This window comes from Polaromonas aquatica (assembly GCF_042659145.1).
GTDB lineage: Bacteria > Pseudomonadota > Gammaproteobacteria > Burkholderiales > Burkholderiaceae_C > Polaromonas > Polaromonas aquatica.
In genome coordinates this window covers 94,300-117,554 of record NZ_JBHSRS010000001.1, presented here as the reverse complement: position 1 = coordinate 117,554, position 23,255 = coordinate 94,300, and the positions used below count along the sequence as shown (strand labels likewise).

21 protein-coding genes are annotated in these 23,255 nt (G+C 62.2%); 17 read left to right on the top strand and 4 right to left on the bottom strand.

The annotated features are described in order from the left end of the window. The first annotated feature begins 20 nt into the window (after window positions 1–20). From ACFQND_RS00560 to ACFQND_RS00550, 3 genes are all read left to right on the top strand, one after another. On the top strand, window positions 21–4,706 hold the full coding sequence (locus tag ACFQND_RS00560; protein WP_371434676.1) for a PAS domain S-box protein: 4,686 nt from the start codon (window positions 21–23) through the stop codon (window positions 4,704–4,706). A gap of 77 nt (window positions 4,707–4,783) precedes the next feature. After that, entirely contained in the window at window positions 4,784–5,527 is a 744-nt protein-coding gene (locus tag ACFQND_RS00555) for a response regulator (protein WP_371434677.1), read from the top strand. Then, window positions 5,514–7,061, top strand: a complete 1,548-nt coding sequence (locus tag ACFQND_RS00550) for a sensor histidine kinase (RefSeq protein WP_371434678.1) — start codon at window positions 5,514–5,516, stop codon at window positions 7,059–7,061. Before ACFQND_RS00555 ends, ACFQND_RS00550 begins: the two co-directional genes overlap by 14 nt. Window positions 7,062–7,162: 101 nt before the next feature. Here ACFQND_RS00550 and ACFQND_RS00545 read toward each other — a convergent pair whose 3' ends face one another. Further along, on the bottom strand, window positions 7,163–8,254 hold the full coding sequence (locus tag ACFQND_RS00545; RefSeq protein ID WP_371434679.1) for an MBL fold metallo-hydrolase: 1,092 nt from the start codon (window positions 8,252–8,254) through the stop codon (window positions 7,163–7,165). 122 nt (window positions 8,255–8,376) lie between these two features. On the opposite strand from ACFQND_RS00545, the gene ACFQND_RS00540 reads away from it, so the two are divergent. The 9 genes from ACFQND_RS00540 (at window position 8,377) to ACFQND_RS00500 (ending at window position 17,731) form a co-directional block, all read left to right on the top strand. Then, entirely contained in the window at window positions 8,377–8,778 is a 402-nt protein-coding gene (locus ACFQND_RS00540) for a MerR family transcriptional regulator (RefSeq protein WP_371434680.1), read from the top strand. 92 nt (window positions 8,779–8,870) lie between these two features. Beyond that, entirely contained in the window at window positions 8,871–9,314 is a 444-nt protein-coding gene (locus tag ACFQND_RS00535) for a PaaI family thioesterase (RefSeq protein WP_377411889.1), read from the top strand. 58 nt (window positions 9,315–9,372) lie between these two features. Continuing rightward, a complete protein-coding gene (locus tag ACFQND_RS00530; RefSeq protein WP_371434682.1) occupies window positions 9,373–10,554 on the top strand; it encodes an isovaleryl-CoA dehydrogenase in 1,182 nt (393 codons plus the stop codon). 28 nt (window positions 10,555–10,582) lie between these two features. Further along, window positions 10,583–11,242, top strand: a complete 660-nt coding sequence (gene can, locus ACFQND_RS00525) for a carbonate dehydratase (RefSeq protein ID WP_377411886.1) — start codon at window positions 10,583–10,585, stop codon at window positions 11,240–11,242. 52 nt (window positions 11,243–11,294) lie between these two features. Then, the gene (gene aceK / locus ACFQND_RS00520) at window positions 11,295–13,169 is read left to right on the top strand and encodes a bifunctional isocitrate dehydrogenase kinase/phosphatase (RefSeq protein WP_377411883.1); all 1,875 of its coding nucleotides are present in this window, start codon (window positions 11,295–11,297) and stop codon (window positions 13,167–13,169) included. A gap of 41 nt (window positions 13,170–13,210) precedes the next feature. After that, window positions 13,211–14,752: a serine hydrolase gene (locus ACFQND_RS00515; protein WP_377411880.1), complete on the top strand. Its 1,542-nt coding sequence runs from the start codon at window positions 13,211–13,213 to the stop codon at window positions 14,750–14,752. Window positions 14,753–14,801: 49 nt separating this feature from the next. After that, window positions 14,802–15,995, top strand: a complete 1,194-nt coding sequence (locus ACFQND_RS00510; protein WP_377411877.1) for an acetyl-CoA C-acyltransferase — start codon at window positions 14,802–14,804, stop codon at window positions 15,993–15,995. Window positions 15,996–16,050: 55 nt separating this feature from the next. Then, window positions 16,051–17,181 carry an acyl-CoA dehydrogenase family protein gene (locus ACFQND_RS00505; RefSeq protein WP_371434687.1) on the top strand — a complete coding sequence of 377 codons (1,131 nt, stop codon included), beginning with the start codon at window positions 16,051–16,053 and terminating at the stop codon, window positions 17,179–17,181. Between the two features lie 136 nt (window positions 17,182–17,317). Then, entirely contained in the window at window positions 17,318–17,731 is a 414-nt protein-coding gene (locus tag ACFQND_RS00500) for a rhodanese-like domain-containing protein (RefSeq protein ID WP_371434688.1), read from the top strand. Window positions 17,732–17,757: 26 nt separating this feature from the next. Here ACFQND_RS00500 and ACFQND_RS00495 read toward each other — a convergent pair whose 3' ends face one another. Together ACFQND_RS00495 and ACFQND_RS00490 are read right to left on the bottom strand one after the other, a co-directional pair. Then, a complete protein-coding gene (locus ACFQND_RS00495) occupies window positions 17,758–18,054 on the bottom strand; it encodes a type II toxin-antitoxin system RelE/ParE family toxin (protein WP_371434689.1) in 297 nt (98 codons plus the stop codon). Further along, entirely contained in the window at window positions 18,051–18,266 is a 216-nt protein-coding gene (locus ACFQND_RS00490; RefSeq protein ID WP_371434690.1) for an addiction module protein, read from the bottom strand. The genes ACFQND_RS00495 and ACFQND_RS00490 overlap by 4 nt, the downstream gene beginning before the upstream one ends. Window positions 18,267–18,288: 22 nt before the next feature. Here ACFQND_RS00490 and ACFQND_RS00485 point away from each other — a divergent pair, with 22 nt between their 5' ends. From ACFQND_RS00485 to ACFQND_RS00465, 5 genes are all read left to right on the top strand, one after another. Continuing rightward, window positions 18,289–18,693, top strand: a complete 405-nt coding sequence (locus tag ACFQND_RS00485) for a YchJ family protein (protein ID WP_377411873.1) — start codon at window positions 18,289–18,291, stop codon at window positions 18,691–18,693. Window positions 18,694–18,772: 79 nt separating this feature from the next. Further along, complete coding sequence (locus ACFQND_RS00480) at window positions 18,773–19,444, top strand: HAD family hydrolase (RefSeq protein WP_377411870.1); 672 nt, start codon at window positions 18,773–18,775, stop codon at window positions 19,442–19,444. Window positions 19,445–19,531: 87 nt separating this feature from the next. Further along, a complete protein-coding gene (locus ACFQND_RS00475; RefSeq protein WP_377411867.1) occupies window positions 19,532–19,915 on the top strand; it encodes a YciI family protein in 384 nt (127 codons plus the stop codon). Window positions 19,916–19,970: 55 nt separating this feature from the next. Continuing rightward, a complete protein-coding gene (locus ACFQND_RS00470; protein WP_377411865.1) occupies window positions 19,971–21,383 on the top strand; it encodes a patatin-like phospholipase family protein in 1,413 nt (470 codons plus the stop codon). Between the two features lie 92 nt (window positions 21,384–21,475). Then, window positions 21,476–22,636: an aminotransferase class V-fold PLP-dependent enzyme gene (locus ACFQND_RS00465; RefSeq protein WP_371434695.1), complete on the top strand. Its 1,161-nt coding sequence runs from the start codon at window positions 21,476–21,478 to the stop codon at window positions 22,634–22,636. Window positions 22,637–22,778: 142 nt separating this feature from the next. Here ACFQND_RS00465 and ACFQND_RS00460 read toward each other — a convergent pair whose 3' ends face one another. Then, entirely contained in the window at window positions 22,779–23,195 is a 417-nt protein-coding gene (locus tag ACFQND_RS00460; RefSeq protein WP_371434696.1) for an ABC transporter substrate-binding protein, read from the bottom strand. Window positions 23,196–23,255: the final 60 nt, after the last annotated feature.

Below are 23,255 nucleotides of genomic sequence, written 5' to 3'. Positions count from 1 at the left end.
CTACCTGAAGGGCGTATCCGATGAAGTCCGAGATTACGCTGCGCACCCGTCTTGTCATGCTGGTGATTGCGGCCATCGTTCCGCTGTTTGGCCTGTCGCTTGTAGGCGCGGTACTGACTTCCGACGAGGCCGTCAGCCGGGCCACCAAGAACCTTGAGTTCTCCGCCTCGCTGGTTGCCGCCAACCAGCAGCGCGTGGCCGACTCCGTGCGCCAGGTCCTGACGGCGGTTGCCAACATGCCGGCGATGGACAGCCGGAATCCCGAATGCCTGCGTTATTTCAAAACCCTGAGCGAGCAGCTTGGGGTCTACTCCAACGTGGGCATCATCAATGCCGACGGGTATATACGCTGCCACAGTGTGGCGAACAGCCCGACCCTGTTCGCCGGGGACCGGCCGTATTTCCAGGCGGCGATGGCCGGTCACAGTTTTGTGGCTGGCGGTTACCTGCGCGGGCGGATCACCGGGCGACCCATCATGACCTTTGCCTTGCCGGTCCTGGGCGGCAAGGGGGAGGTGACGGCCGTCGCTTTTGCCTCCATGTACCTGTCGGAGTTCTCCCGGGCGGTGGCCGATGCGCCTTTGCCCGCGGGAAGCCGGCTGGTGATCATGGACAGGCAGGGCATGGTGCTGGCCGCCAACCCCGAACAATCGGCAGTGGTGGGGCAGCCTGTACCCAGCTCCATTTTGCAGGATGCGATCAAGGCCGGGACCGAAGGGGTTTTTGAAGGCCCCGATGCGACCGGTGCGCAGCAGATATATGCTTTTCTGCCTAGCAACAAATCTGCAGATGCGCCCTTTTTTGTGGCTGTCAGCGCGGACCGGCAGGAGGTCATCGCGCCGGCCCGCCAGCGTTTGAGCCTGGTGTTCCTGGCGCTGACGCTGGTGGCATTTTTGGGCAGCTGGATTGCCTGGAGGATGGGCGGGCGCGCCATTGTCAAACCCACCACGGAGATTCTGGCGGCCACCCGGCAGGTTCAGGCGGGCCAGCTTGATGTGCGTATCCCTGCCAGCTCAAGCAGTGGTGAGGACGAGTTCGCAAAGATAGCCGAGAGTTTCAACCTGATGACGGATGCGCTCCAGCAGCGCCAGCATGACCTGGACCTGGAGCTGCAAAGAAGCCGGCAGGCCTACCTGACGCTGGAGCTGACCATCAACAGCATGGACGAGGGCCTGATGGCCGTGGATGCCGCGGGACGTTTTCTGCTGCTGAACGAACCTGCAAAAAAGCTGTTCTCGACGGATGGCGATTCGAACGTGCTGACGCCGCGCTGGAGTCGTGAGCAGGGGCTTTTTGTGCCGGGAACCGAGACGCTGTTTCCCTTTGATGAGACCCCTCTTTTCCGGGCGCTGCAGGGAGAAAGCGGCGGGCCGACGGCGGTTTTCCTGCGCAACGAGAGGCAGCCGAAAGGCCGGCTGCTCAGCTGCAGCTACCGTCCCATGCACCACGGCAGCCAGATCATGGGGGCGCTGGTGGTGTTTTCCGATATCACCGAGGTGGACCGCCTGCAGCTGGAGCAGGCCGTCAACTATGCCCAGTTGCGTGAAACCCAGCGCCGGTTGCTGGACGCACAGCGCCTGGGGCGCATAGGCATCTGGGAGATGGATGTCAGGACCCACAAGCTCTGGGTGTCCGACGAGCTCTACGACCTGTACGAGGTTCCCCGCGGTGCTTTCGACGGCGATGGCGAACGTCTGCTTGAGCTCATTCACCCGGAAGATCTGGAGCGCTACCTGCAGCAGCGCCATGCAGCGGTGCAGGCGCATTTGTCCACGAATATCGAGTACCGCATCATCACCATGGCCGGCGAGACGCGGTGGATGCACCAGTACGACCGGCTGCAGACGGACAACGAGGGCCGGGCCCTGTACCGCACGGGGGTGGTGCAGGAGATCACCGGGCGCAAGCGCGCGGAACTGCTCATTGCCCGCAGTACCGAGCTGCTGAACCGGACCGGCGCACTCGCCCGGGTGGGCGGCTGGGAGGTGGTCACGGAAACCATGGCGCCTTATTGGTCGGAAGAGATTTACCGCATCCACGAGCTCGATCCCCGGCAGGCGCTAGACCTGGATGCGGCCCTCGGGTTTTATGCGCCCGAGGTGCAGCCGCTGATCAGGGCCGCCGTCGATGCGGCGCTTGAACATGCGACGCCCTGGGACCTGGAGCTCCCGCTGATCACCGCTGCGGGGCGGCGCCTCTGGGTCCGCACGCAGGGGCGGGCGCTGCTGAAGGATGGCAAGATCGTCAGGCTTGTCGGCGTCATGCAGGACATCACCGAGCAGCGCGAGTCGCAGGCGCACCTGCGCCTGCTCGAAACCAGCATCTCGCGCCTGAACGACATGGTGCTGATCACCGAGGCCGAGCCTGTCGACGAGCCCGGTCCCCGTATTGTTTTTGTCAACGACGCCTTTGAGCGCCATACGGGCTACAGCCGCGAAGAGGTGCTGGGCAAATCACCGCGCCTGCTGCAGGGCCCCAAAACCCAGCGCGCCGAACTTGACCGTATCGGTGCAGCGCTCAGGAACTGGCAACCGGTGCGGGCGGAGTTGATCAACTACACCAAGGGAGGGGATGCGTTCTGGGTTGAGCTTGACATCGTTCCCATAGCCGATGCCAAGGGCTGGTTCACCCATTGGGTTGCGGTGGAACGGGACATCACCCAGCGCAAACTCGCCGAGCAGGCCCTGATCAACAGCGAACAGCGTTACGCGGCACTGTTTGAAATGGCGCCGGTGCCCATGTGGGTCTATGACATTGCCACCTGCCAGTTCCTGACGGTGAACCGTGCGGCCGTCCAGGGCTACGGCTATTCGGTCCAGGAATTCCTGTCGATGGTGATTTTTGATATTCGTATCGAGATGGACCTGGTGGCCTTGAACCGGCACCTGACCGGGACGGCCGATGCACGAAACCTGGTGGCGCGCCATCGCCGCAAGGACGGCTCGCTGTTTCCCGTCAATGTGGTGTCCCAACCGATCCAGTATGCAGGTCGCGATGCGCGCTTTGTCGTGGCGCTGGACATGACGGCGCAGGTCAACGCCGAAAAGGATGTGCAGGAATATCTGTTCACGCTGCAGCGCGCGGCCGATGCGGCCCAGGCCATCACCTGGCACCAGACCCTGGATGGCATGATGCAGGAGGTTGCCGAGCAGGCGCGTGGCGTGATCGGCTCGCACCATGCAATGGTCAGCCTCACGCTGGGCGGCGACTGGACGCAGGCTGTCCACGCCCTGTCGCTGTCGGAGAAGTATGCAAAGCACCGTGACCTGATCGTGCAGACGGACGGCACCGGCGTTTATGCCATGGTGTGCGAGAACAACCGCGCCGTGCGCATGACGTCGGCCGAGCTTGAGGCCGATCCCCGCTGGCGCGGCTTTGGCCGCTACACCGACAAGCACCCGGCGATGTCCGGCTGGCTGGCGGTGCCGCTGATGGGCCGGAGCGGCAAGAACATCGGTTTGCTCCAGCTTTCGGACCGGTACGAAGGCGCGTTCACCCTGCAGGACGAATACGTCGCGATAGAGCTGGCCCAGCTGGCGTCGATCGCGATTGAAAATGCCCAGCTGCTGACACAGGTCAACCAGCTCAATGCGGGACTGGAGCAGAAAGTCAGCGAGCGTACTGTCGCGCTGGCCCGCCAGGAGGCACTGTTCAGGACGCTGGCCGACCAGGCGCCCCAGGTGGTGTGGACCGTCAACCCCGGCGGGGCCGCAACCTATTTCAATCGCGCCTGGTTTGACCTGGTTGGCGGGACGCTGGAGGACTGGAAGGGCACCAAATGGTTTCTTGCCATGCATCCCGAGGACCTGCCCGATGTGGAGGCACGCTGGGAGGTCGCCGTTGCCAACCAGGCCCCGTTCATGGGCATTCGCCGCGTGCTGTCCAAGGACGGCAGTTACCACACCATGTCGTACAGGGGGTCGCCGGTGTGTGATGACCGGGGCGAGGTGGCCTTCTGGGTGGGCATTGACGCGGACATCACGGAGATCAAGGCGATCGAGGCGGCACTGCGCCTGTCGAACCAGGAGCTTGAAGCCTTCTCGTACTCGGTCTCGCATGACCTGCGTGCCCCGCTCAATACCATAGACGGTTTCAGCCGGTTGCTGTCCAAGCAACTGAGCGGCAACATGGGCGAGCGGGGGCAGCACTATCTGGCGCGCATACAGGCCGGCGTCACGCAGATGGGCAAGCTGATTGAAGACCTGCTGTCGCTGGCGCAGGTATCACGCATGCAACTGCGTTACGAAGCGGTGGACCTGTCGGCGCTGAGCCAGGAGATACTGGAGGAGTGGAGGGTGCGGCATCCCGAACGGCATGTGGTTTTTTCCATCGAACCCGGCCTGCTGGCGCATGGCGACGGGCGGCTGGTCCGGCTGGTCATGGAAAACCTCCTGGGCAACGCCTGGAAGTTCACATCGCAGAAAACCGATGCCAGCATCCATGTCGGCAAAAAGCTCGACGCAGCGGGGCTGCCGGTGTTTTTCGTCAAGGACAATGGAGCCGGGTTTGACATGGCGTATGCCGACAAACTGTTTATTGCATTTCAGCGCCTGCATACGGCTTCGGAGTTCCCGGGAACGGGCGTCGGGCTGGCAACGGTGAGCCGCGTGATCGGGCGACATGGCGGGCGCCTGTGGGCCGAAGCCCTGCTTGGGCAGGGGGCCACCTTCTACTTCACTTTGCCCAACCTGCCAGCGGCGATTTGAGCGTATTTTGCATGCTTATTTACTTGCACGACTTACGATTAAATTGATTAAAATACGAAAAGTGACAAATCCCGCCTATGCAGCGCAAGCTTAAATCCTTTGAAGACGCCATCACGGCGACGGACTTCTCTAGTGAAGACTATTGCGGGACAAGCTATGCAGCCAAATTGCTGGGTTTGTCGGTTGCCACCGTGCAGTCGCTGGTTGAACGGGGCGAGATCGAGGCCTGGAAGACACTGGGCGGCCATCGCCGGATTGCCCTGCATTCGATCAATACCTATCTGGCAAAAAACAACCCGCAACTCTCGCGGGCAGATACCAATCCCAAAAGCCGTTTGCGCGTGCTCCTGGTTGAGGACGACGAGAACACCCGCGAGCTGTACCAGTGCCAGTTTGAGGAATGGGACCTGCCGGTCGATTGCACCTGGATGCCTTCGGCGCTGGAAGCCTTGATGGACATCGCCAGCATGCGGCCCGACTTGCTCATCACCGACCTGTCCATGCCGGGTGTGGACGGCCTGGAAATGCTGAAGGCACTCAAGCGCAACCTCCAGCTGGCGGATATGCAGATTGTTGTGATCAGCGGTTTGCCGGCCGAGGCGATCGAGGCGCGCGGCGGGCTTCCGAAGTATGCACACCTGCTCCAGAAGCCGATTAATTTTGACTGGCTGCAGGGTTACATGACAGCGCTCGTGACGGCCAACGTCAAGTGGCGGGTCCAGGAGCCGCAGGCCTCAAAGCGCGCTGTCCGGACGCATGTATCCGAGCCGGCGCCTGCTCCCGACCAGGGGGAGCCCGGCCTGCAAGATGAAAACGCCTGACCCCAAAGGGGGCGGGCGTGGTGGTATCCAGGGCGGAAGTCAGCTTGCGGCGCCAGCCGGGCGGGCCTGGAGCCCCTGGGACCTGATAAGCGACGGCATTGTGCTGCTCGACGAAAAAGGCCGGATCACTGAACTCAACGCCGAGGCCATCAGGCTTTTGCACTGCATGCTGCCTGCCTTGCCCGGGCGGGACTTCTGGGAGATCGTGCCGGAGGACATCGCCAGGCGCTATCAAGGCGCCACAGGCAAGGCCCTGACGTCTTCGGCTCGGCACAGCTTTGTGGCCCATGACGAGTTTGCGGACAGCTGGCTTGAATACACCTTCAGCCGGCACCCGGCGGGGTATGCCGTTGTCCTCAAGGATGTCACGCCGGGCCAGAAGCTGCAGGGCCTGCTGGACGACAGCTTGCGTTACAACCAGCTGATCTTTCATGCGAACCCCAACGCGATGTGGATTTTTGACGCCGCGTCGTCACGCATCCTTGCCGTCAATGAGGCCGCCGTGGCGTTTTACGGCATTGGCCGCAAGGCATTCCTGACGCTGGGCATGGGCGCCTTGTTCCCCGACGGGGAAGGGGCCGCACTGCTGAGCGCCCTGGCGCCTGGCAGCGAGACGGGCGATGTCCATTTTATTTCGCAGCTGTGCAAACAGAAAAAGAGCGACGGTCAGCTGGTGCTGGTGGAGCTTGCCTGCGGCCACATCAACTGGAGCGGGCACAAGGCGATCCTGGTGAGCCTGGCGGACGTCACGGAGCGCCACCTGGCAGACCGCTCCCTGAGGCGGGAAAACGCGGAGCAGGAGCAGGAACTGACCCGGCTGCAGGACACACTGAAAAACACCACCCGTGACCTGACGGCCTTCACCGATGCCCTGTCCAGCGACTTGCAGCGGCCCCTGCATGCGGTCAACGGATTTGCTGCAATGCTGGCTGAAAAATATTCCGCCGTGCTGGATGAATCCGGGCGGCATTATGTCAACCGCATCCAGGCCGGCACCCGGCAACTGGCAAAGCTTGTCGATGACCTGCGCGTGCTGGTCCAGTTGCCCCAGTTGTCGGGAAACCTTGAGCGTGTTGACCTGGTGGCCATCTGCGGGGCGCTCATCGACGATCTGCGCCGGCACAACCCGGGCCGCGTGGTGACCGTCGAGATGGAAGCCGGCCTGGCACTGATGGCCGACAAGAGTCTCCTGATAACGGCACTGGCCTGCCTGCTGGACAACGCCTGGAAATTCACCTCAAAAAAAGCCGAGGGCTGGATCAGGGTGGACCTGCTGCCCGGCAAGACGCCCGACGAACGGATCCTGCAGGTGTCGGACAACGGGACGGGTTTTGACGCGGCTTACCGCGCAAAACTTTTCACCGCGTTTCAGCGCTTGCATTCCTCTGCGGATTTTCCCGGCAACGGCCTGGGGCTGGCGATTGTCAAGCGTGTCGCCGAGCGGCACGGCGGCCGGGTATGGGCGGAAACCGGCCAGGCCGGCGCCAGTTTTTTCATGGCCTTTCCCCAGGACGGCGCAGGCGCCGCGCCGTGAACCCCATTCCGTTTCCACATCATTCGTGAAGGCGAAGCGCAGACAGTACAAACGTACGGCCAGCGAAGCCAGCAAAGTGCACGGATGACTTGGAAATGGAATCAGCCCGCGCTGAAGCGGTAAACCCCGTCGCTGCCCAGCGAACGCCTGAGCTGGCCGGCATGCCACAGCAAATGCAGGTGGGCCACGGACTCACCCATGGCAAACGTCGTCTGGTGCAGGTCCAGCTTGCGCCTGAACATGATGGGCAGGATGTCCGCGCCGCTGCAGGGCTGCGCCGTACAGGCTTCCATCACTTCCGCCAGCCTGTCCCGGTGATGGTCGTGCAATTGCGTGATGCGCGTATGCAGGCCCCGAAAGGGCTTGCCGTGGGAGGGCAGTGTCAGCGTGTCCTTGTCCAGCGGCAGGAACTTGTCTATGGACTCAAGGAAAAGCCGCAGCGCGTCGGCCTCGGGCTCCTGGTCATAGACGCTGACGTTTGTGGAGATGCGCGGCAGCACCATGTCGCCGCTGATGAGTACCTTGATGCTCTTGCAATGGAGCGCCATGTGCTCGGGCGCATGGCCGTAGCCGCTGATGCAGCGCCAGTCACGGCCGCCGATGCGGATGTCCTGCCCGTCCATCAACCGGCAAAAGCTGCCGGGCACGCTGGGCACCAGGTTCGGGTAGTAGCCGGTGCGGCCCTTGATCTTTTCGACCGAGTCCGGGTCCGTCAGCCCGTGGGAAGCGAAAAACAGGGCCGCGCTTTCGCCGCCGAACGAGGTTGTGCTCTGGATGGAGAGGCGCGCAATGTTGTAGTCGGTGGCACTGATCCACAGGCGGCACACATGGGTTGGCGTTGTCCAGCGCTCGCATAACCAGGAGGCCAGGCCGATGTGGTCCGGGTGCATGTGCGTCACGATGACGCGCAGTACGGGCAGGCCTTCGAGCTGCGTGGCAAAGATGCTTTCCCACTGCGCCTTTGACTCGTCCCTGCTGATGCAGCAGTCCACCACGGTCCAGCCCTGTATGTTTGTCCCGGGCCGGGCCGGGTCTTCCATCTCATCGCGCAGCAGCCACAGGTTGATGTGGTCCAGCGCAAACGGCAGGGCCATGCGGATCCATTTGATACCCGGCGCTATCTCCATGGTGGTGCCCGGCGCGGGCAGGGTGTCGCCAAAAGGGTAGTCGAGTTGCTGTTCAAGGATGTTCATGTAATATTCGCGGGTATATGTGACGTTTACGTAAACGTCATTCCCTGTTTATTGTAGGGACGATGCGCTTCCTGCGCTGACCGGCCGATATCGGGCGAAATTGCGGCATTACTTTTCACATCATGGCCATCACTTACACCATCAGCGACCTGGCAAAAGAATTTGACCTGACCACGCGCGCCATGCGGTTTTACGAAGACATGGGGCTGCTGCAGCCCCAGCGGGAGGGGGCCGGCGGGCGCAACCGTGTGTACACCGCGCGAGACCGTACCCGGCTCAAGCTCACGCTGCGCGCCAAGCGGCTGGGCCTGTCGCTGGTCGAGGCCAAGGAAATCATCGACTCCTACGACAGCCCCCGTGATACCGCGCCCCAATTGCGCAAATTCCTGGCCATCCTGACGGATCACCGTAAAAAACTTGAAGCGCAGATGCTGGACCTGCAGGCCAATCTCGACGAGATTCGTACCCACGAAAAAGAGGCCAAAGCCTTGCTGGCCAAGACCGAAAAAGCAAAAGCTGCCTGATTTGTGGATAATTGACGTTTACGTAAACGTCAATTGGTGCGCCGCTTCGGGGCGATGCCAAAAACCGGTGAAAACCGTCAATACCCGCCAATATGAATACTCCTTCTGCCCCTTCAGAACTGTTCCAGCGCATAGAAGCGAGCTTTTTGCGCCAGGGCATGATGCAGCACCTGAGTGCACGGCTGCTGCGCGTGGAGTCGGGTCTTTGCGTCATCGCATTGCCGTATTCGGAGCGTGTGACACAGCAGCAGGGCGGTTTTCACGGTGGGGCCATGGGCGCCCTGGCGGACATCACCGCCGGGTATGCCGGACTGACCGTGGCGCCGGCTGATTCGGAAGTGACGACTGTTGAATACAAAATCAATTTCCTGGCGGCTTTCACGGGCGGCGAGTTGCAGGCCACCGGCCGGGTTGTCAGGGCCGGCAAACGGATCATTGTGACGGCTGCGGAGGTCATGCACATCGATGCCTCGGGTAAACAAAGCCCGTGCGCCCTGATGCAGCAAACCCTTGCGCCTGTCGCCAAAACCTATTAACTTTCCGCTGCCCTTGCGGGCGCTACAGGCCTTTCAGCCTTCACAAAAGGACTCCACCATGAACAATATGCCCGGACTCAATTTCCAGCTCGGCGAAGACATCGACGCCCTGCGCGACGCAGTGCGCGAATTTGCGCAAGCCGAAATCGCACCGCGCGCCGCCGACATCGACCGCAACGACCAGTTCCCCATGGACCTGTGGCAAAAAATGGGAGCGCTTGGCGTGCTGGGCATCACGGTGGGCGAAGAGTACGGTGGTGCCAACATGGGTTACCTAGCCCACATGATCGCCATGGAGGAAATCAGCCGTGCCAGTGCGTCGGTCGGTTTGTCCTATGGCGCACACAGCAACCTGTGTGTCAACCAGATCAAGCGCAACGGCACCGACGAGCAACGCAAAAAATACCTGCCCAAACTCATCAGCGGCGAGCATGTTGGCGCATTGGCCATGAGCGAGCCCGGCGCCGGCAGCGACGTGATCTCCATGAAGCTGAAAGCCGAGGACAAGGGCGGTTACTACCTGCTCAACGGCAGCAAGATGTGGATCACCAACGGACCCGATGCCGACACCCTGGTGGTGTATGCAAAGACTGAGCCCGAGCTCGGTGCGCGCGGCGTCACGGCCTTCCTGATTGAAAAAGGCATGAAAGGCTTTTCCGTCGCGCAAAAACTCGACAAGCTGGGTATGCGCGGCAGCCACACCGGCGAGCTGGTGTTCAACAATGTTGAAGTCCCGGCGCAAAACATCCTGGGCGGCCTGAACAGCGGCGCCAAGGTGTTGATGAGCGGCCTCGACTATGAACGCGCCGTGCTGACCGGCGGGCCGCTGGGCATCATGCAGTCGGTGATGGACAACGTCGTGCCCTACATCCATGACCGCAAGCAGTTCGGCCAGAGCATAGGCGAATTCCAGCTGATCCAGGGCAAGGTCGCCGACATGTACACCGTGCTGCAGGCCGGCCGTTCCTTTGCCTATACCGTCGCCAAAAACCTGGACATGCTTGGTACCGACCATGTGCGCCAGGTCCGCAAGGACTGCGCCTCGGTTATCCTCTGGTGCGCCGAAAAAGCCACCTGGATGGCCGGCGAGGGCGTGCAGATCTACGGCGGCAATGGCTACATCAATGAATACCCGCTGGGCCGCCTCTGGCGCGATGCCAAACTCTATGAAATCGGTGCGGGCACCAGCGAGATACGCCGTATGCTGATCGGCCGCGAGCTGTTCGCCGAAACCTGTTGAAAAATCATTGCATCGAAGGACCCTGCGTATGACCACTACCTCCATTGAAGAATTGTTCGTCCACAACCGTGCCTGGGCGGCGCAGATGGAGCAGGACCGCCCGGGTTTTTTCACGGGGCTGATGTCCCAGCAAAAGCCGCGCTACATGTGGATCGGCTGCTCCGACAGCCGCGTGCCGGCCAACCAGATCACCGGGCTGGAGCCGGGCGAGATATTCGTGCACCGCAATGTGGCCAATGTGGTGGTGCCCACCGACCTGAACTGCCTGTCCACCATCCAGTACGCTGTGGACCAGTTGCACGTCGAGCACCTGATGGTGGTCGGCCACTATGGCTGCGGCGGTGTGCTGGCGGCGCTGGACGACATTCGCGTGGGCCTGGCCGACAACTGGATCCGCCACGTCAAGGATGTTCGCGACAAGCACCTGGGACTGATTGCCGCCATCGCACCCGAACACCGCCACGACGCGCTGTGCGAGCTCAATTCCATTGAGCAGGTCATCAACATCGCGCACACCACCGTGCTGCAAGACGCCTGGGCACGCGGCCAGAAGGTCACGTTGCACGGCTGGTGCTACGGGCTCAAGGACGGGCTCATCAACAACCTGAGCATGTCCGTGGACGGCAACGAAGGGCTGAGCGCCCGCTACCAGGCCGCCGTGGCCGGCGTGGCGGCGGCGCGCCGCTAAAGTCGCGGGGCCTTTCCCGGCACGCAGTCGTTTGCTTCAGGAAGCCTTGCCCATGTTTCCCCAGCGCCTCGATTCGCCGCAAGCCTACGACATTGCCAAGGCGATGATGGACGGGTTCAACCGCCATTACCGCCTGTTCCGTTCCGAGTCGGCGCGCGCCAAACACCGTTTTGAAACCGCCGACTGGCACGGCCAGCAGCGTGCGCAGAGGGAGCGCATCGAGTTCTATGACCTGCGCGTCAAGGAATGTGTCATGCGGCTGGAAAAGGAGTTCAAGGCCGGCGCCCAGCCCATGAACGTCTGGCACCAGGTCAAGCTGCATTACATCGGGCTGCTCGTCAACCATCTCCAGCCCGAGCTGGCCGAAACCTTTTTCAACTCGGTTACCACCAAGATCCTGCACCGCACACATTTCCACAACAACTTCATTTTTGTGCGGCCGGCCGTCAGCACCGAGTACATAGAGAACGATGAGCCTGCGGCCAAACCGACCTACCGGGCTTATTACCCGACCCGCGAGACCCTGCTGCCGACCATAGTCAGCATTGTCGAAAACTTCAATTTGCAGCACGGCTTTGAGGATTTGCCGCGTGATGCCGCGTACGTGCTGGAGGCCATCGGCGAGCGCCTCGCCCAGGTCAAGCTGCGCGCCAACTTCCAGATCCAGGTGCTGTCCTCGCTGTTCTTTCGCAACAAGGGCGCGTATGTGGTCGGCAAGATCATCAACGGTTTTATCGAATTGCCTTTTGCATTGCCGGTGCTGCACAGCCCCAGGAGCGGCAAGCTGCTGATAGATGCCGCCCTGTTCGGCGAGGACGACCTGCAGGCCCTGTTCAGTTTTGCCCGGGCTTATTTCATGGTGGACATGGATGTCCCGAGCGCCTATGTGCAGTTCCTGCGCTCGTTGATGCCGCGCAAGCCGCGCAACGAGCTGTACAACGCGCTGGGGCTGGCCAAGCAGGGCAAGACACTTTTTTACCGGGATTTTTTATTCCACCTGCGGCATTCCACCGACAGCTTCCGCATTGCGCCGGGCATCAAGGGCATGGTCATGCTGGTGTTCGACCTGCCGTCGTTTCCTTATGTATTCAAGCTGATCAAGGATTACTACCCCCTGCAGAAAGACACCACGCGCGAGCAGATCAAGGGCAAATACCTGCTGGTCAAACAGCATGACCGCGTGGGCCGCATGGCTGACACGCAGGAATACAGCGAGGTTGCATTTCCGCGCGCGCGTTTTGACGACGAGCTGATTGCCGAGATCGAAAAGTTCGCCCCCAGCCAGCTGGAGATCAGCGACCGCGATGGCGACGGCCAGGTGGAAGTCATCATCAAGCACCTGTACATAGAGCGGCGCATGATCCCGCTCAACATCTACCTGCAGGAGGCCTTTGATGCCGGCCTGGACAATGCGTCCGCCCGGGGGCAGGTGGAAGGCGCCGTTATCGAGTACGGCAACGCCATCAAGGACATGGTGGCGGCCAACATCTTCCCGGGCGACATGCTCTGGAAAAACTTCGGCGTGACGAGGCAGGGCAAGGTCGTGTTCTACGACTATGACGAGATCGAATACCTCAGCGACTGCAACTTCCGCCGCGTGCCCACGCCGCGCAATGAAGAAGAGGAAATGAGCGGGGAGGTCTGGTACCCGGTTGGACCGAGGGACGTTTTTCCTGAAACCTTTGCGCCTTTCCTGCTGGGCAACGACGCGGTTCGCGAGGTTTTCATGAAACACCATGCCGACCTGCTGGACGTTGCATTCTGGCAGGAGCACAAGGAGCGCATCCAGGCGGGCCATGTGCATGACGTATTTCCGTATGAGCGGGAGCGGCGTTTCAGCCGCCTGTACGCGCGGAGTACGTCCGCCCGGGATCTGCCTGTCCAGGATCTTGCTGAATCCCATCTTTCAAGGAAGGAGCCTGATTGATGCCCGAATCTTCATTTCGATATTTGCCCGTTGCGGTCATCATGTCCGCATATGCTTGCGCCGGCGCAGCGGATGCACCGGCGATTGCCGTTGCACAGGACCGGGTGGATCGTGCTGTCGCCCGTATCGATGGCATGGCCGCAAGCCTGATGAAGCGCACCGGCATTCCCGGCATGGCAGTCGCGGTGGTGCAGGGCAAGCGTGTCGTTTATGCCAGGGGTTTTGGCGTGCGTGCCGTTGGCTCGCCGCAGCGGGTGGACGCCGACACCGTGTTCCAGCTGGCATCCATGTCCAAATCGATTGGCGCCAGCGTGGTTGCGCAGCAGGTAGGCGCGGGCGGCATCACCTGGGACACGCCCGTCAGAAAGCACCTGCCCTGGTTCAACTTGGGCAACGCCTATGTCAGCGAGAACATCACCATAGGCGACCTCTATGCACACCGCTCGGGCCTGCCCGACCATGCGGGCGATACGCTGGAAGAGCTGGGCTACCCCCAGGCTGAAATCCTGCGCCGGCTAAACCAGTTGCCGCTCACGCCGTTTCGCAACTCCTACGCCTACACCAACTACGGCATGACGGGCGCGGCCATGGCGGTTGCCGCCGCTGCCGGTACCGACTGGGCCAGCCTTTCCGAGCAGGTGCTGTACCGCCCGCTGGGCATGGCCTCGACCAGTTCGCGCTTTGCCGACTTCCAGGCCAGGCCCAACCGCGCGCCTGGCCATGTCAAGGAAAACGGCGTGTTTGTGATCGGCCCCGAGCGCGGTACGGCCGCTGGCCAGCAGCACTGGGTCGCCTACAACACCGATCCGCAATCGCCGTCGGGCGGCGTGAGTTCATCCGCCAACGACATCGCCCGCTGGATGTCGTTCCTGCTCGCGGGCGGTGCCGGGCCGGACGGTCCGCTGGTGCCGGCCGCCGCACTGCTGCCGGCCATGACGCCCAAGTCAATGATTCGTGAGGCGTCGGCCTTGGGCCAGCGCGCCAGTTACTACGGCTATGGTTTTTTCGTCGATACCTCGGAGGCCGGCCGCGCAGTGCTCAGCCACAGCGGTGCGTTTTCGTGGGGCGCATCCACCAATTTCGCGATCATGCCGTCGGTGAATGTGGGCATGGTGGTCCTCACCAATGCCTGGCCCACTGGCATTGCCGAGGCGCTGGTGGCGCAGTTTAATGACCTTGTGCAGTACGGCGCGGTGCGGCATGACTGGTTTGCGCTGTATGCCCCGGCTTTTGCCGCTGCCTTCAAGCCGCAGGGCGAGCTTGCAGGCAAAGCCCGGCCTGCCCAGCCCGCGCCGGCCCAGGCGCTGCAAACATACACCGGCGTTTACCGCAACGACTACCACGGCGCGCTGCAGGTGCTGCGCAGCGAACAGGGTGCGCTGGAGCTTCGCATAGGCGCCGCCCCCCAGCTGGTTTTCCCCCTGCGGCACTGGGACGGTGACACCTTTACCTTTGTGCCGCCCAACGACAGCGCGCCGCCGGGCTCGCTTTCAAAAGCGCAATTCAGTGAGGGCAAGCTGGCCCTGGAGCATTACAACCACCAGGGCCTAGGCGTATTTGCGCGGACTGCCGCAGCCCCCTGACCCGTCACCGGTTTTTCTTTCTTTTCATCCATTTTTTCAGGAGCCCCGCATGTCAAATTCCAGCCAGAACCCCATCGTCATTCTCGGCGCCGCCCGCACCCCCATGGGCGGTTTCCAGGGCGACTTCACCAGCCTCGCCGCCCATGACCTGGGCGGTGCCGCCATCAAGGCAGCGATAGAACGTTCCGGTATCGCGCCTGAAAAGGTCGATGAAGTGCTGTTCGGCAATTGCCTGATGGCGGGCCAGGGCCAGGCACCGGCGCGGCAAGCCGGTTTCAAGGGCGGCCTGCCTGCCAGCACAGGCGCAGTCACGCTGTCGAAAATGTGCGGCTCGGGCATGGAGGCCACCATGCTGGCGCACGACCAGTTGCTGGCTGGCAGCCGCGACGTGATGGTGGCCGGCGGCATGGAGAGCATGACCAATGCGCCGCACCTGTTGCCCAAGGGCCGCAGCGGCATACGTATCGGCCACGACCGCATTTTTGACCACATGATGCTGGACGGCCTGGAAGACGCCTACGAACCCGGCCGCTCCATGGGTACCTTTGGTGAGGACTGCGCGGCCAAGTACAGCTTCACCCGCGAGGCGCAGGACGCCTTTGCCACGGCCAGCGTGCAGCGCGCCAAGGCCGCCACCGAGTCCGGCGCCTTCAAGGCCGAGATCACGCCTGTCACCGTCAGGGGCCGCGCCGGCGACACCGTGATTTCCATAGACGAAGGCCCAGGCAAGGTCAAGCTCGACAAGATTCCCGCGCTCAAGCCAGCCTTCAAAAGGGACGGCACCATCACCGCTGCCTCCAGCTCGTCCATCAACGACGGCGCCGCGGCGCTGGTGCTGGCGCGTGAGTCCACCGCGAAAGAACTGGGGGCGAAACCGATTGCCCGCATCGTCGGCCACGCCACCTTTGCGCAGGCGCCTGAGTGGTTTTCAACCGCCCCGGTAGGCGCGGTGAATAAGCTGCTGAAAAAAATCGGCTGGAGCGTCAAGGACGTGGACCTGTGGGAAGTCAATGAAGCTTTTGCCGTGGTGCCCATGGCGCTGATGAAAGAGTTGGGTATTTCGCACGACATCGTCAATGTCAATGGCGGCGCCTGCGCACTTGGCCACCCGATTGGCGCCAGCGGCGCCCGCATCATCGTCACGCTGATCCATGCACTGCAGGCGCGCGGGCTGAAGAAAGGTATCGCCACCTTGTGCATAGGTGGTGGCGAAGGCACGGCGCTGGCTATTGAGTTGCCCTGATTTGCTATAAATTCAATAGCTGGTTGCGCGCATATAACGGTGGCTGGAGGCCAATTTGATACTCAATAATGACCAGGAAATGGTCCGCGACGCGGTCCGGGCCTTTGCGCAGGAGCAAATCTGGCCCCACGCCGCGCGCTGGGACAAGGAGCACCACTTTCCCAAAGACGTGCACCAGGGGCTGGCCGAGCTGGGGGCTTACGGCATTTGTGTGCCGGAAGAGTTTGGCGGCGCCAATCTTGACTACGTGACTCTGGCGCTGGTGCTGGAGGAAATCGCTGCCGGCGACGGCGGCACCAGCACTGCCATCAGCGTGACCAACTGCCCTGTCAACGCCATCCTCATGCGCTACGGCAACACAGCGCAGAAAAAGCAGTGGCTCACACCGCTGGCGCAGGGCAAGATGCTGGGTGTGTTTTGCCTGACCGAGCCGCATGTGGGCAGCGATGCCTCATCGCTCAAGACCACGGCGGTCAGGCAAGGCGATGAATACGTCATCAACGGCGTCAAGCAGTTCATCACCAGCGGCAAGAACGGTCACGCGGCCATCGTGATTGCGGTCACCGACAAGAGCGCAGGCAAGAGGGGCATGAGCGCCTTTATGGTGCCGACCGATGCACCGGGTTATGTTGTTGCGCGGCTGGAAGACAAGCTGGGCCAGCATTCCAGCGACACGGCGCAGATCAACTTCGACAACTGTCGCATCCCGGCCGGGAACCTGATTGGCGCCGAGGGCGAAGGCTACAAGATCGCCCTGGGCGCGCTTGAGGGCGGGCGCATTGGTATCGCGGCCCAGAGCGTTGGCATGGCACGCAGCGCATTCGAGTTTGCTTTGGCCTACTCCAAAGAGCGGCAAAGTTTTGGCACCGCCATCTTCAACCACCAGGCGGTGGGTTTCCGCCTGGCCGATTGCGCCACGCAGCTGGAGGCCGCGCGTCAGCTGATCTGGCACGCCGCCAGCCTGCGCGATGCCGGCTTGCCCTGCCTGAAAGAAGCCGCCATGGCCAAGCTGTTTGCCAGCGAGATGGCCGAGAAAGTCTGCAGTGCCGCCATCCAGACGCTGGGCGGTTATGGTTATGTGAGTGACTTTCCGGTCGAGCGCATTTACCGCGATGTGCGGGTTTGCCAGATTTACGAGGGCACTTCTGACGTGCAGAAGATCATCATTCAAAGGAGTTTGGCTTAGGGTTTGTTTGGTTTAAGTGGGTGCCCTTCATGACCAGGCCGGGTCTCGCCCCGGCCTGCCAGTGAAGGGCAAGGCGCAAAGCGCATGAACAACAAAAAACCAACCCATAGACAATAGAAGCAAAGGAGACAAAACCATGCCGATTACCAAAGGATTCCGCGCACTGGTCGATGAAGCCATGGCGCAGGTCAAAACCTATAGCGTTGAAGAAGCCAGGGCCAAACTTGGTGACCCCGCGGTGCAACTGGTTGATATCCGCGATGTGCGTGAGCTGACCGCAGGCACCGTCCTCGGGGCGTACCACGCGCCGCGCGGCATGCTGGAGTTCTGGGTAGACCCCGAGTCGCCGTACCACAAGCCGCTGTTTGCCGACGAGGGCAGGGAGTTCATCCTGTTTTGCGGGGCTGGCTGGCGAAGCGCGCTGGCCGCCAAAACCCTGCAGGACATGGGCATGCGCAATGTGGCGCATATCGACGGCGGTTATGCTGAATGGGTCAAGCAGGGCGCGCCGACCGAAACGCTGGAAGAGCGCAAGGCAAGGAAGGGCTGATGCGTGTGTGCGGATTCAGCGGGTAATCAGTTGCCCGGCCAGCGCGCCGGGCTGCGACGGTGGTGCAGGCAGGCAAGTATGGAGACGCGTTGGTCGTTTAGCAGTTCGAAGTGCAAGGCGTAGGGAAAGCGCCTCAATAAGATACGGCGAAACCGGTCTCTTGTGGATGGAAAGGCCTGGGGGTTGCGTGTCAGTTGCTCTTCGGCCGCTGCGATGACCCGTAAAAAATCGCCGCCCAGGCCGTAAGACTGTTGTTCATACCAGTCAAAAGCCTCGGCAATTTCGGCCTGCGCGGCAGCCTCAAAAACAACCTGCCAGCTCAAAGACGCACGCCGAGCGATTGTGCAATCTGGGCCAGGCTTTTGCCTTGCGCAGGGTGCGCGTCGCGCCAGGCTGCCCGGCGCTCAAGCTCGTCCAGCACCTCTGGCCTGGTCTCGGCACCCGTCTCAGTGGCAAACTCATCCCACAGGTCTTCCACCAATTGAAGGCGTTCAAATTTGCCAAGGTGTTGAACGGGTTGTAATGTAGCTTTCATGATGGAAAGTCTAGCAAATCAAATGTCAAGTGACTACCCTTGCCCCTGCGGGCGCCTTGGCCGCTCCGGCAGGCCGCTGGCCTTTGCCGACTGCTGCGGCCGCTACCTCGACGACTTTGACAACACCCCGGCGCCCGATGCCGAAAGCCTGATGCGCTCGCGTTACAGCGCCTTTGTGCTGGGCCGCGAGAGTTATTTGCGAGCCACCTGGCATGCCAGCCACCGGCCGGACGATGTGGCGCCTGACGAGGGCACCAAATGGCTGGGCCTGGAGGTGCGCCGCCATGCCGTGATCGACGCGGAGCATGCCGAGGTTGAATTTGTCGCGCGCTACCGCGTTGCCGGCCGCGCGGTGCGCATCCATGAGCGCAGCCGTTTTGTGCGTGAAAACGGCCGTTGGTACTATGTGGATGGCGATTTGCTCTGAAAAAGGGCAGTTTTTAAACGAAAAGTGCCCCCGGCCACCGTCCAGAGCGCACAACCAGCTACCATATTCATAGCAAAAAATGACCCTCCTGAAATTTGACGCGGTGCTGTTCGACTGCGACGGTGTGCTGGTAGACAGCGAACCCATTACCAACGGCGTGCTGCGCGACATGCTTGAAGAATCCGGCTGGAAGCTCAGCTCCGCCGAATGCATGCGCATCTTTATCGGCAAGGCTGTCAAGGATGAGCGCGCGCAGATTGAAGCCAACACCGGCCGGCCGCTGACCGAGGACTGGATGCTGCGCTTTCGCGAGCGCCGCAACGAAGGTCTGGTGCGCGACCTCAAGGCCATTCGCGGTGCGGTGGATGCGGTAGCAAAGATCCACGCCCTGCACCAGGGCCGCATCGCCTGCGCGTCGGGTGCGGACAGGTTCAAGGTCGAGTTGCAGTTGCAGAAATGCGGGCTGATGCCTTACTTCAAGGGCAATATTTTCAGCGGTCATGAGCAGCCGCGCTCCAAACCTGCACCGGATGTTTACCTGGCCGCCGCTGCGGCGCTGGGGGTGGACCCGAAACGATGTGCGGTGGTGGAAGACACGGTTACCGGCGTGACGGCCGGGGTGGCTGCGGGTGCCACAGTGATCGGCTACAGCCCGCCGGAGCTGGGGCATGATGCACCCAAGGCCTTGCTCGCCACCGGCGCGGTGCATGTCTTTACGGACATGGCGGATCTGCCGGCGCTGCTGGGCTGACGCTGCGTTTTTTTGGGCGGGCGTGTCGACTTCGGTGGAACCCGTTCGTCGTAGAGTTGTCATCAACCACGTTATCAAGGACGCGTCATGAAATACCTCTGCCTTGCCTATTACGACCCTGCCGAATTCGCCGCCATGTCGCCCGCTGACATGAAGGCCCTTGTCAGCCAGTGCCCGCCCAAGGATGCCCAGCTCAAGGCCACGGGCCGGTTGCGCCTCAGCGCCTCGCTGGGCGAGCCCGCCACAGCCATCCGCCTGCAGCCCCGCAGCGGCAAGACGCAAAGGATCGACGGCCCGTTTACCGAAGCCAAGGAGCTGGTGGGCGGCTTTTTCATCATCGAAGCCGCCAATCCCGATGAGGCCGTGAAAGCCGCCTCCTTGCATCCGGCGGCCACGTTGGGCGAAGGTGCCGGCTGGCGCATCGACATGCACCCCATCGGGTTCTTTGAACAGTACGAAGGCAAGGCCTGAGCCCTTCGCCGCGTTGGCCGTGCACCCTGCCGCCATCTCGCGGAAAATGGCGCGCATGAGTTCATCACACAAGCTGTCCGGGGTTTTGCGTTGGGGCATTTGCCTGCTGGCGGCACTGCTGGTGGGCTGCTCCAGTACGCGCCCCTGGATCAATGAGCCCCTGGCGGATGGACTGGTTCCGCCTGACCCCGACCGGATAGAGCTGGTTCGCGGGGCCGCGTCGGAAGACCAGTCCATCATCATTGCTGTCACCCTGTCTGGTGGCGGCGCCAGGGCAGCGGCCTTTGGCTATGGCGTATTGCAGGCCCTGCACCAGACGCCCATGGTCTGGAACGGGCGCAGCACCTCCTTGCTGGACCATGTCGGTTTTGTCAGCGGGGTGTCCGGCGGCAGCATAGTCGCCGCCTACTATGCCGCTTTCGGTGCTGAAACCTTTGAGCGTTTCGAGCCCGAGTTCCTGCGCCAGAATTTCCAGGATTCGCTGATCAGCCTTGCGTTCACGCCCGGCAACCTGGTGGACCTGACATCACCCTGGTTCGGCCGCAGCCAGTTGCTGGCGCGGCGGCTGGACGAGCTTTACCGGGGCCGGACCTTTGGTGACCTGTGGGCCCGGCCCGGGCGTCCCCGCCTGCTGATTTCGGCGACCGATCTATCCCTGGGGTCCAGTTTCGATTTTTCATGGGACCAGTTCTCCCGCATCTGCTCCGACCTTGCCAGCGTGCCCTTGTCATTTGCCGTGGCCTCATCGTCCGCCGTGCCCCTGGTTCTGAGCCCGGTTACCGTCAAAAACTACGCGGGCAGTTGCCGGCCACAGGCCGTAAGCGAAGATGCTCCGGCCGAAGGGCATGGCGACTACCGCATGCGCATGCTGCGCGCGCAACTCGACAGCTACCAGGACGTGGCCTCGCGCCCCTTCATTCACCTGGTCGATGGCGGTGTGGCCGACAACCTGGGGCTGCGCAGCCTGCTGGACCGGTCCATGAGTGAGGGCGGCATACGCCGCGCGCTGCGCGACCTGCCCAAGGGCGTGGTGCGCAAGCTGGTGCTGATTGCCGTCAATGCCGAGCGTGATCCGTCGGCACGCATTGACGAGAGCGACAAGGTGCCCAGCACGCTGCAGGTGGTGGACGCCATGCTGTTCGGCACCGGCGCCCGTGCCACCCAGGAAACCCTGGGCCTGCTAGGCGACATGGCCCGGCAATGGAAAAACGAAATCCGCACGGCGTCTGACAGGCAAAGCGCGTTCGCAGAAGATGCAGAGATATACGTGATCAACGTCAACCTGCGTGACGCGCCTGAAGCCATGGAGCGCAGCCGCCTGTTGCAGATCCCCACGGCCTTTTCGATCCTGCCGGATGATGTGACCCGACTGATCCAGGCCGGGCACCAGGTATTGCAGGCATCCCCCGGGTTCAAGGAGCTGGTCCGCTCCCTGCCGCAGGCGGCTGCCGTGCCCGCTGCACCTTGAGCAGTGTGTTGCCGGGGCTAAATCCGGGGGCGCAAAACAGCACAGCGTGCTAAGCTGCCAGCCCGACTTTCACAAAGATTGCGAGACACACCATGCCCGGACTTCTTCCCAACGTCGACCCTGATGGCCTGCTCGAGTTTTCGGTGGTCTACACAGACCGCGCGCTGAACCACATGTCCAAAAGCTTCCAGGGCGTGATGACCGATATCTCCAGCATCCTCAAGGAGGTCTACGGCGCACATTCCGCCGCGCTGGTGCCCGGCAGCGGCACCTACGGCATGGAGGCGGTGGCGCGCCAGTTTGCCGCCGGCAAGCATGTGATGGTGATACGCAATGGCTGGTTCAGCTACCGCTGGACGCAGATATTCGAGATGGGCAGCATCCCCGCATCACACAGTGTTCTCAAGGCGCGCCAGCAGGGTGCCGGCGCGCAGGCGCCCTGGGCACCGGCAGCGATTGCCGAAGTGCAGGCCGCAATTGCAAAAGAAAAACCAGCCCTTGTTTTTGCCCCGCATGTTGAAACTGCCTCCGGCATGATCCTGCCCGACAGCTACCTCAAGGCGGTGGCTGATGCCGTGCATGCAGTCGGCGGCCTGTTTGTACTCGACTGCATCGCCTCCGGCGCCATGTGGGTCGACATGAAGGCCACAGGCGTTGACGTGCTGATCTCCGCCCCGCAAAAGGGCTGGAGCAGCTCACCCTGCTGCGCCATGGTCATGCTCAGCGAGCGTGCCCGCACTGCGATTGACGGCACCACCAGCTCCAGCTTTGCCTGCGACCTGAAGAAGTGGCTGCAGATCATGGAAACCTACGAAAAGGGCGGCCACGCCTATCACGCAACGCTGCCCACAGACGCCCTGACACGCCTGCGCGCTGCGATGCAGGAAACGCAGGCATACGGTTTTGCCAGGGTCAAGGCCGAGCAGGAGTTGCTCGGCAGCAAGGTGCGCAAACTGTTTGAAAGTCGCGGCCTGCCCAGCGTCGCCGCAGAAGGTTTTAAAGCCCCCGGTGTGGTGGTCAGCTACACCACGGATCCCGACATCCAGTCTGGCAAGAAGTTTCTGGAGCAAGGCCTGCAGACCGCCGCCGGTGTGCCTTTGCAATGCGACGAAGGCCCGGACTTCAAGACCTTCCGCGTTGGGCTGTTCGGGCTGGAGAAGTGGCAGAACGTGGACAAGACGGTTGCGAACCTGGCGGGCGCCCTGGACCGGATTGGGTTGACGGCGCCTGTGGCTGAGGCGGTTGCTGGCTGAGGATTGGGTTTTCGCTTCGTTGAGGCTAAAGCGAATACTCAACATACAGTCGTCAATCGATTCCCGGCAGGGCCATGCAAAGATTTACGAGCTGTATGTCGTGGCCTGGTCCGAGTTGGCGCATGGACCGCGCCACCCAGGCTTACTTCGCCGCCGCGCGCGCGGCTTCGGCCTTGCGTTTGGCTTCATCGGCCTTGTGTTGCAGTTCCTGGGCTTCTTTCTCTGCGTCCTTTGCCTTGGTTTCCTTGTCGGACGGGGGGCCGGCCAGCGCATTGCCTGCCATGGAGCCGACCACGGCACCCACAGCGACTGCGCCCATGGTGCCCATCAGTCCTGAGCCCCGGGCTGCGGGGGCTGCAGCAGTTGCAGCTGGCGCAGCTGGCGCAGCGGCCGGCGTAGCTGCCTTGGGTGCGACAAGCGCTGCAGGCGCGGCCGGGCGGGCGGGGGACATGGACTTGCCCCCAGTGCCCATGCGTTTGGCGTGTGCCAGCGTGGGGGCGGCCAGTGAAGCGATGGTCAGGGCGATCACGCTAGCCGAGGTGCGAAAAGAAGTGCTCATGAAGCTTCCAGAAGTAGAAATTGACAAAAGTGGGTTGACCGGGGGCTGTTGCATGGTGTG

Coding starts and splice junctions, on each gene's coding strand:
- ACFQND_RS00490 (WP_371434690.1), bottom strand. CDS start 18,266: ATGAAAGCTACATTACAACCCGTTCAACACCTTGGCAAATTTGAACGC.
- ACFQND_RS00535 (WP_377411889.1), top strand. CDS start 8,871: ATGAATACTCCTTCTGCCCCTTCAGAACTGTTCCAGCGCATAGAAGCG.
- ACFQND_RS00550 (WP_371434678.1), top strand. CDS start 5,514: ATGAAAACGCCTGACCCCAAAGGGGGCGGGCGTGGTGGTATCCAGGGC.
- ACFQND_RS00465 (WP_371434695.1), top strand. CDS start 21,476: ATGCCCGGACTTCTTCCCAACGTCGACCCTGATGGCCTGCTCGAGTTT.
- ACFQND_RS00515 (WP_377411880.1), top strand. CDS start 13,211: ATGTCCGCATATGCTTGCGCCGGCGCAGCGGATGCACCGGCGATTGCC.
- ACFQND_RS00510 (WP_377411877.1), top strand. CDS start 14,802: ATGTCAAATTCCAGCCAGAACCCCATCGTCATTCTCGGCGCCGCCCGC.
- ACFQND_RS00545 (WP_371434679.1), bottom strand. CDS start 8,254: ATGAACATCCTTGAACAGCAACTCGACTACCCTTTTGGCGACACCCTG.
- ACFQND_RS00540 (WP_371434680.1), top strand. CDS start 8,377: ATGGCCATCACTTACACCATCAGCGACCTGGCAAAAGAATTTGACCTG.
- ACFQND_RS00470 (WP_377411865.1), top strand. CDS start 19,971: ATGAGTTCATCACACAAGCTGTCCGGGGTTTTGCGTTGGGGCATTTGC.
- ACFQND_RS00485 (WP_377411873.1), top strand. CDS start 18,289: ATGTCAAGTGACTACCCTTGCCCCTGCGGGCGCCTTGGCCGCTCCGGC.
- ACFQND_RS00530 (WP_371434682.1), top strand. CDS start 9,373: ATGAACAATATGCCCGGACTCAATTTCCAGCTCGGCGAAGACATCGAC.
- ACFQND_RS00500 (WP_371434688.1), top strand. CDS start 17,318: ATGCCGATTACCAAAGGATTCCGCGCACTGGTCGATGAAGCCATGGCG.
- ACFQND_RS00480 (WP_377411870.1), top strand. CDS start 18,773: ATGACCCTCCTGAAATTTGACGCGGTGCTGTTCGACTGCGACGGTGTG.
- ACFQND_RS00475 (WP_377411867.1), top strand. CDS start 19,532: ATGAAATACCTCTGCCTTGCCTATTACGACCCTGCCGAATTCGCCGCC.
- ACFQND_RS00560 (WP_371434676.1), top strand. CDS start 21: ATGAAGTCCGAGATTACGCTGCGCACCCGTCTTGTCATGCTGGTGATT.
- ACFQND_RS00460 (WP_371434696.1), bottom strand. CDS start 23,195: ATGAGCACTTCTTTTCGCACCTCGGCTAGCGTGATCGCCCTGACCATC.
- ACFQND_RS00555 (WP_371434677.1), top strand. CDS start 4,784: ATGCAGCGCAAGCTTAAATCCTTTGAAGACGCCATCACGGCGACGGAC.
- can (WP_377411886.1), top strand. CDS start 10,583: ATGACCACTACCTCCATTGAAGAATTGTTCGTCCACAACCGTGCCTGG.
- aceK (WP_377411883.1), top strand. CDS start 11,295: ATGTTTCCCCAGCGCCTCGATTCGCCGCAAGCCTACGACATTGCCAAG.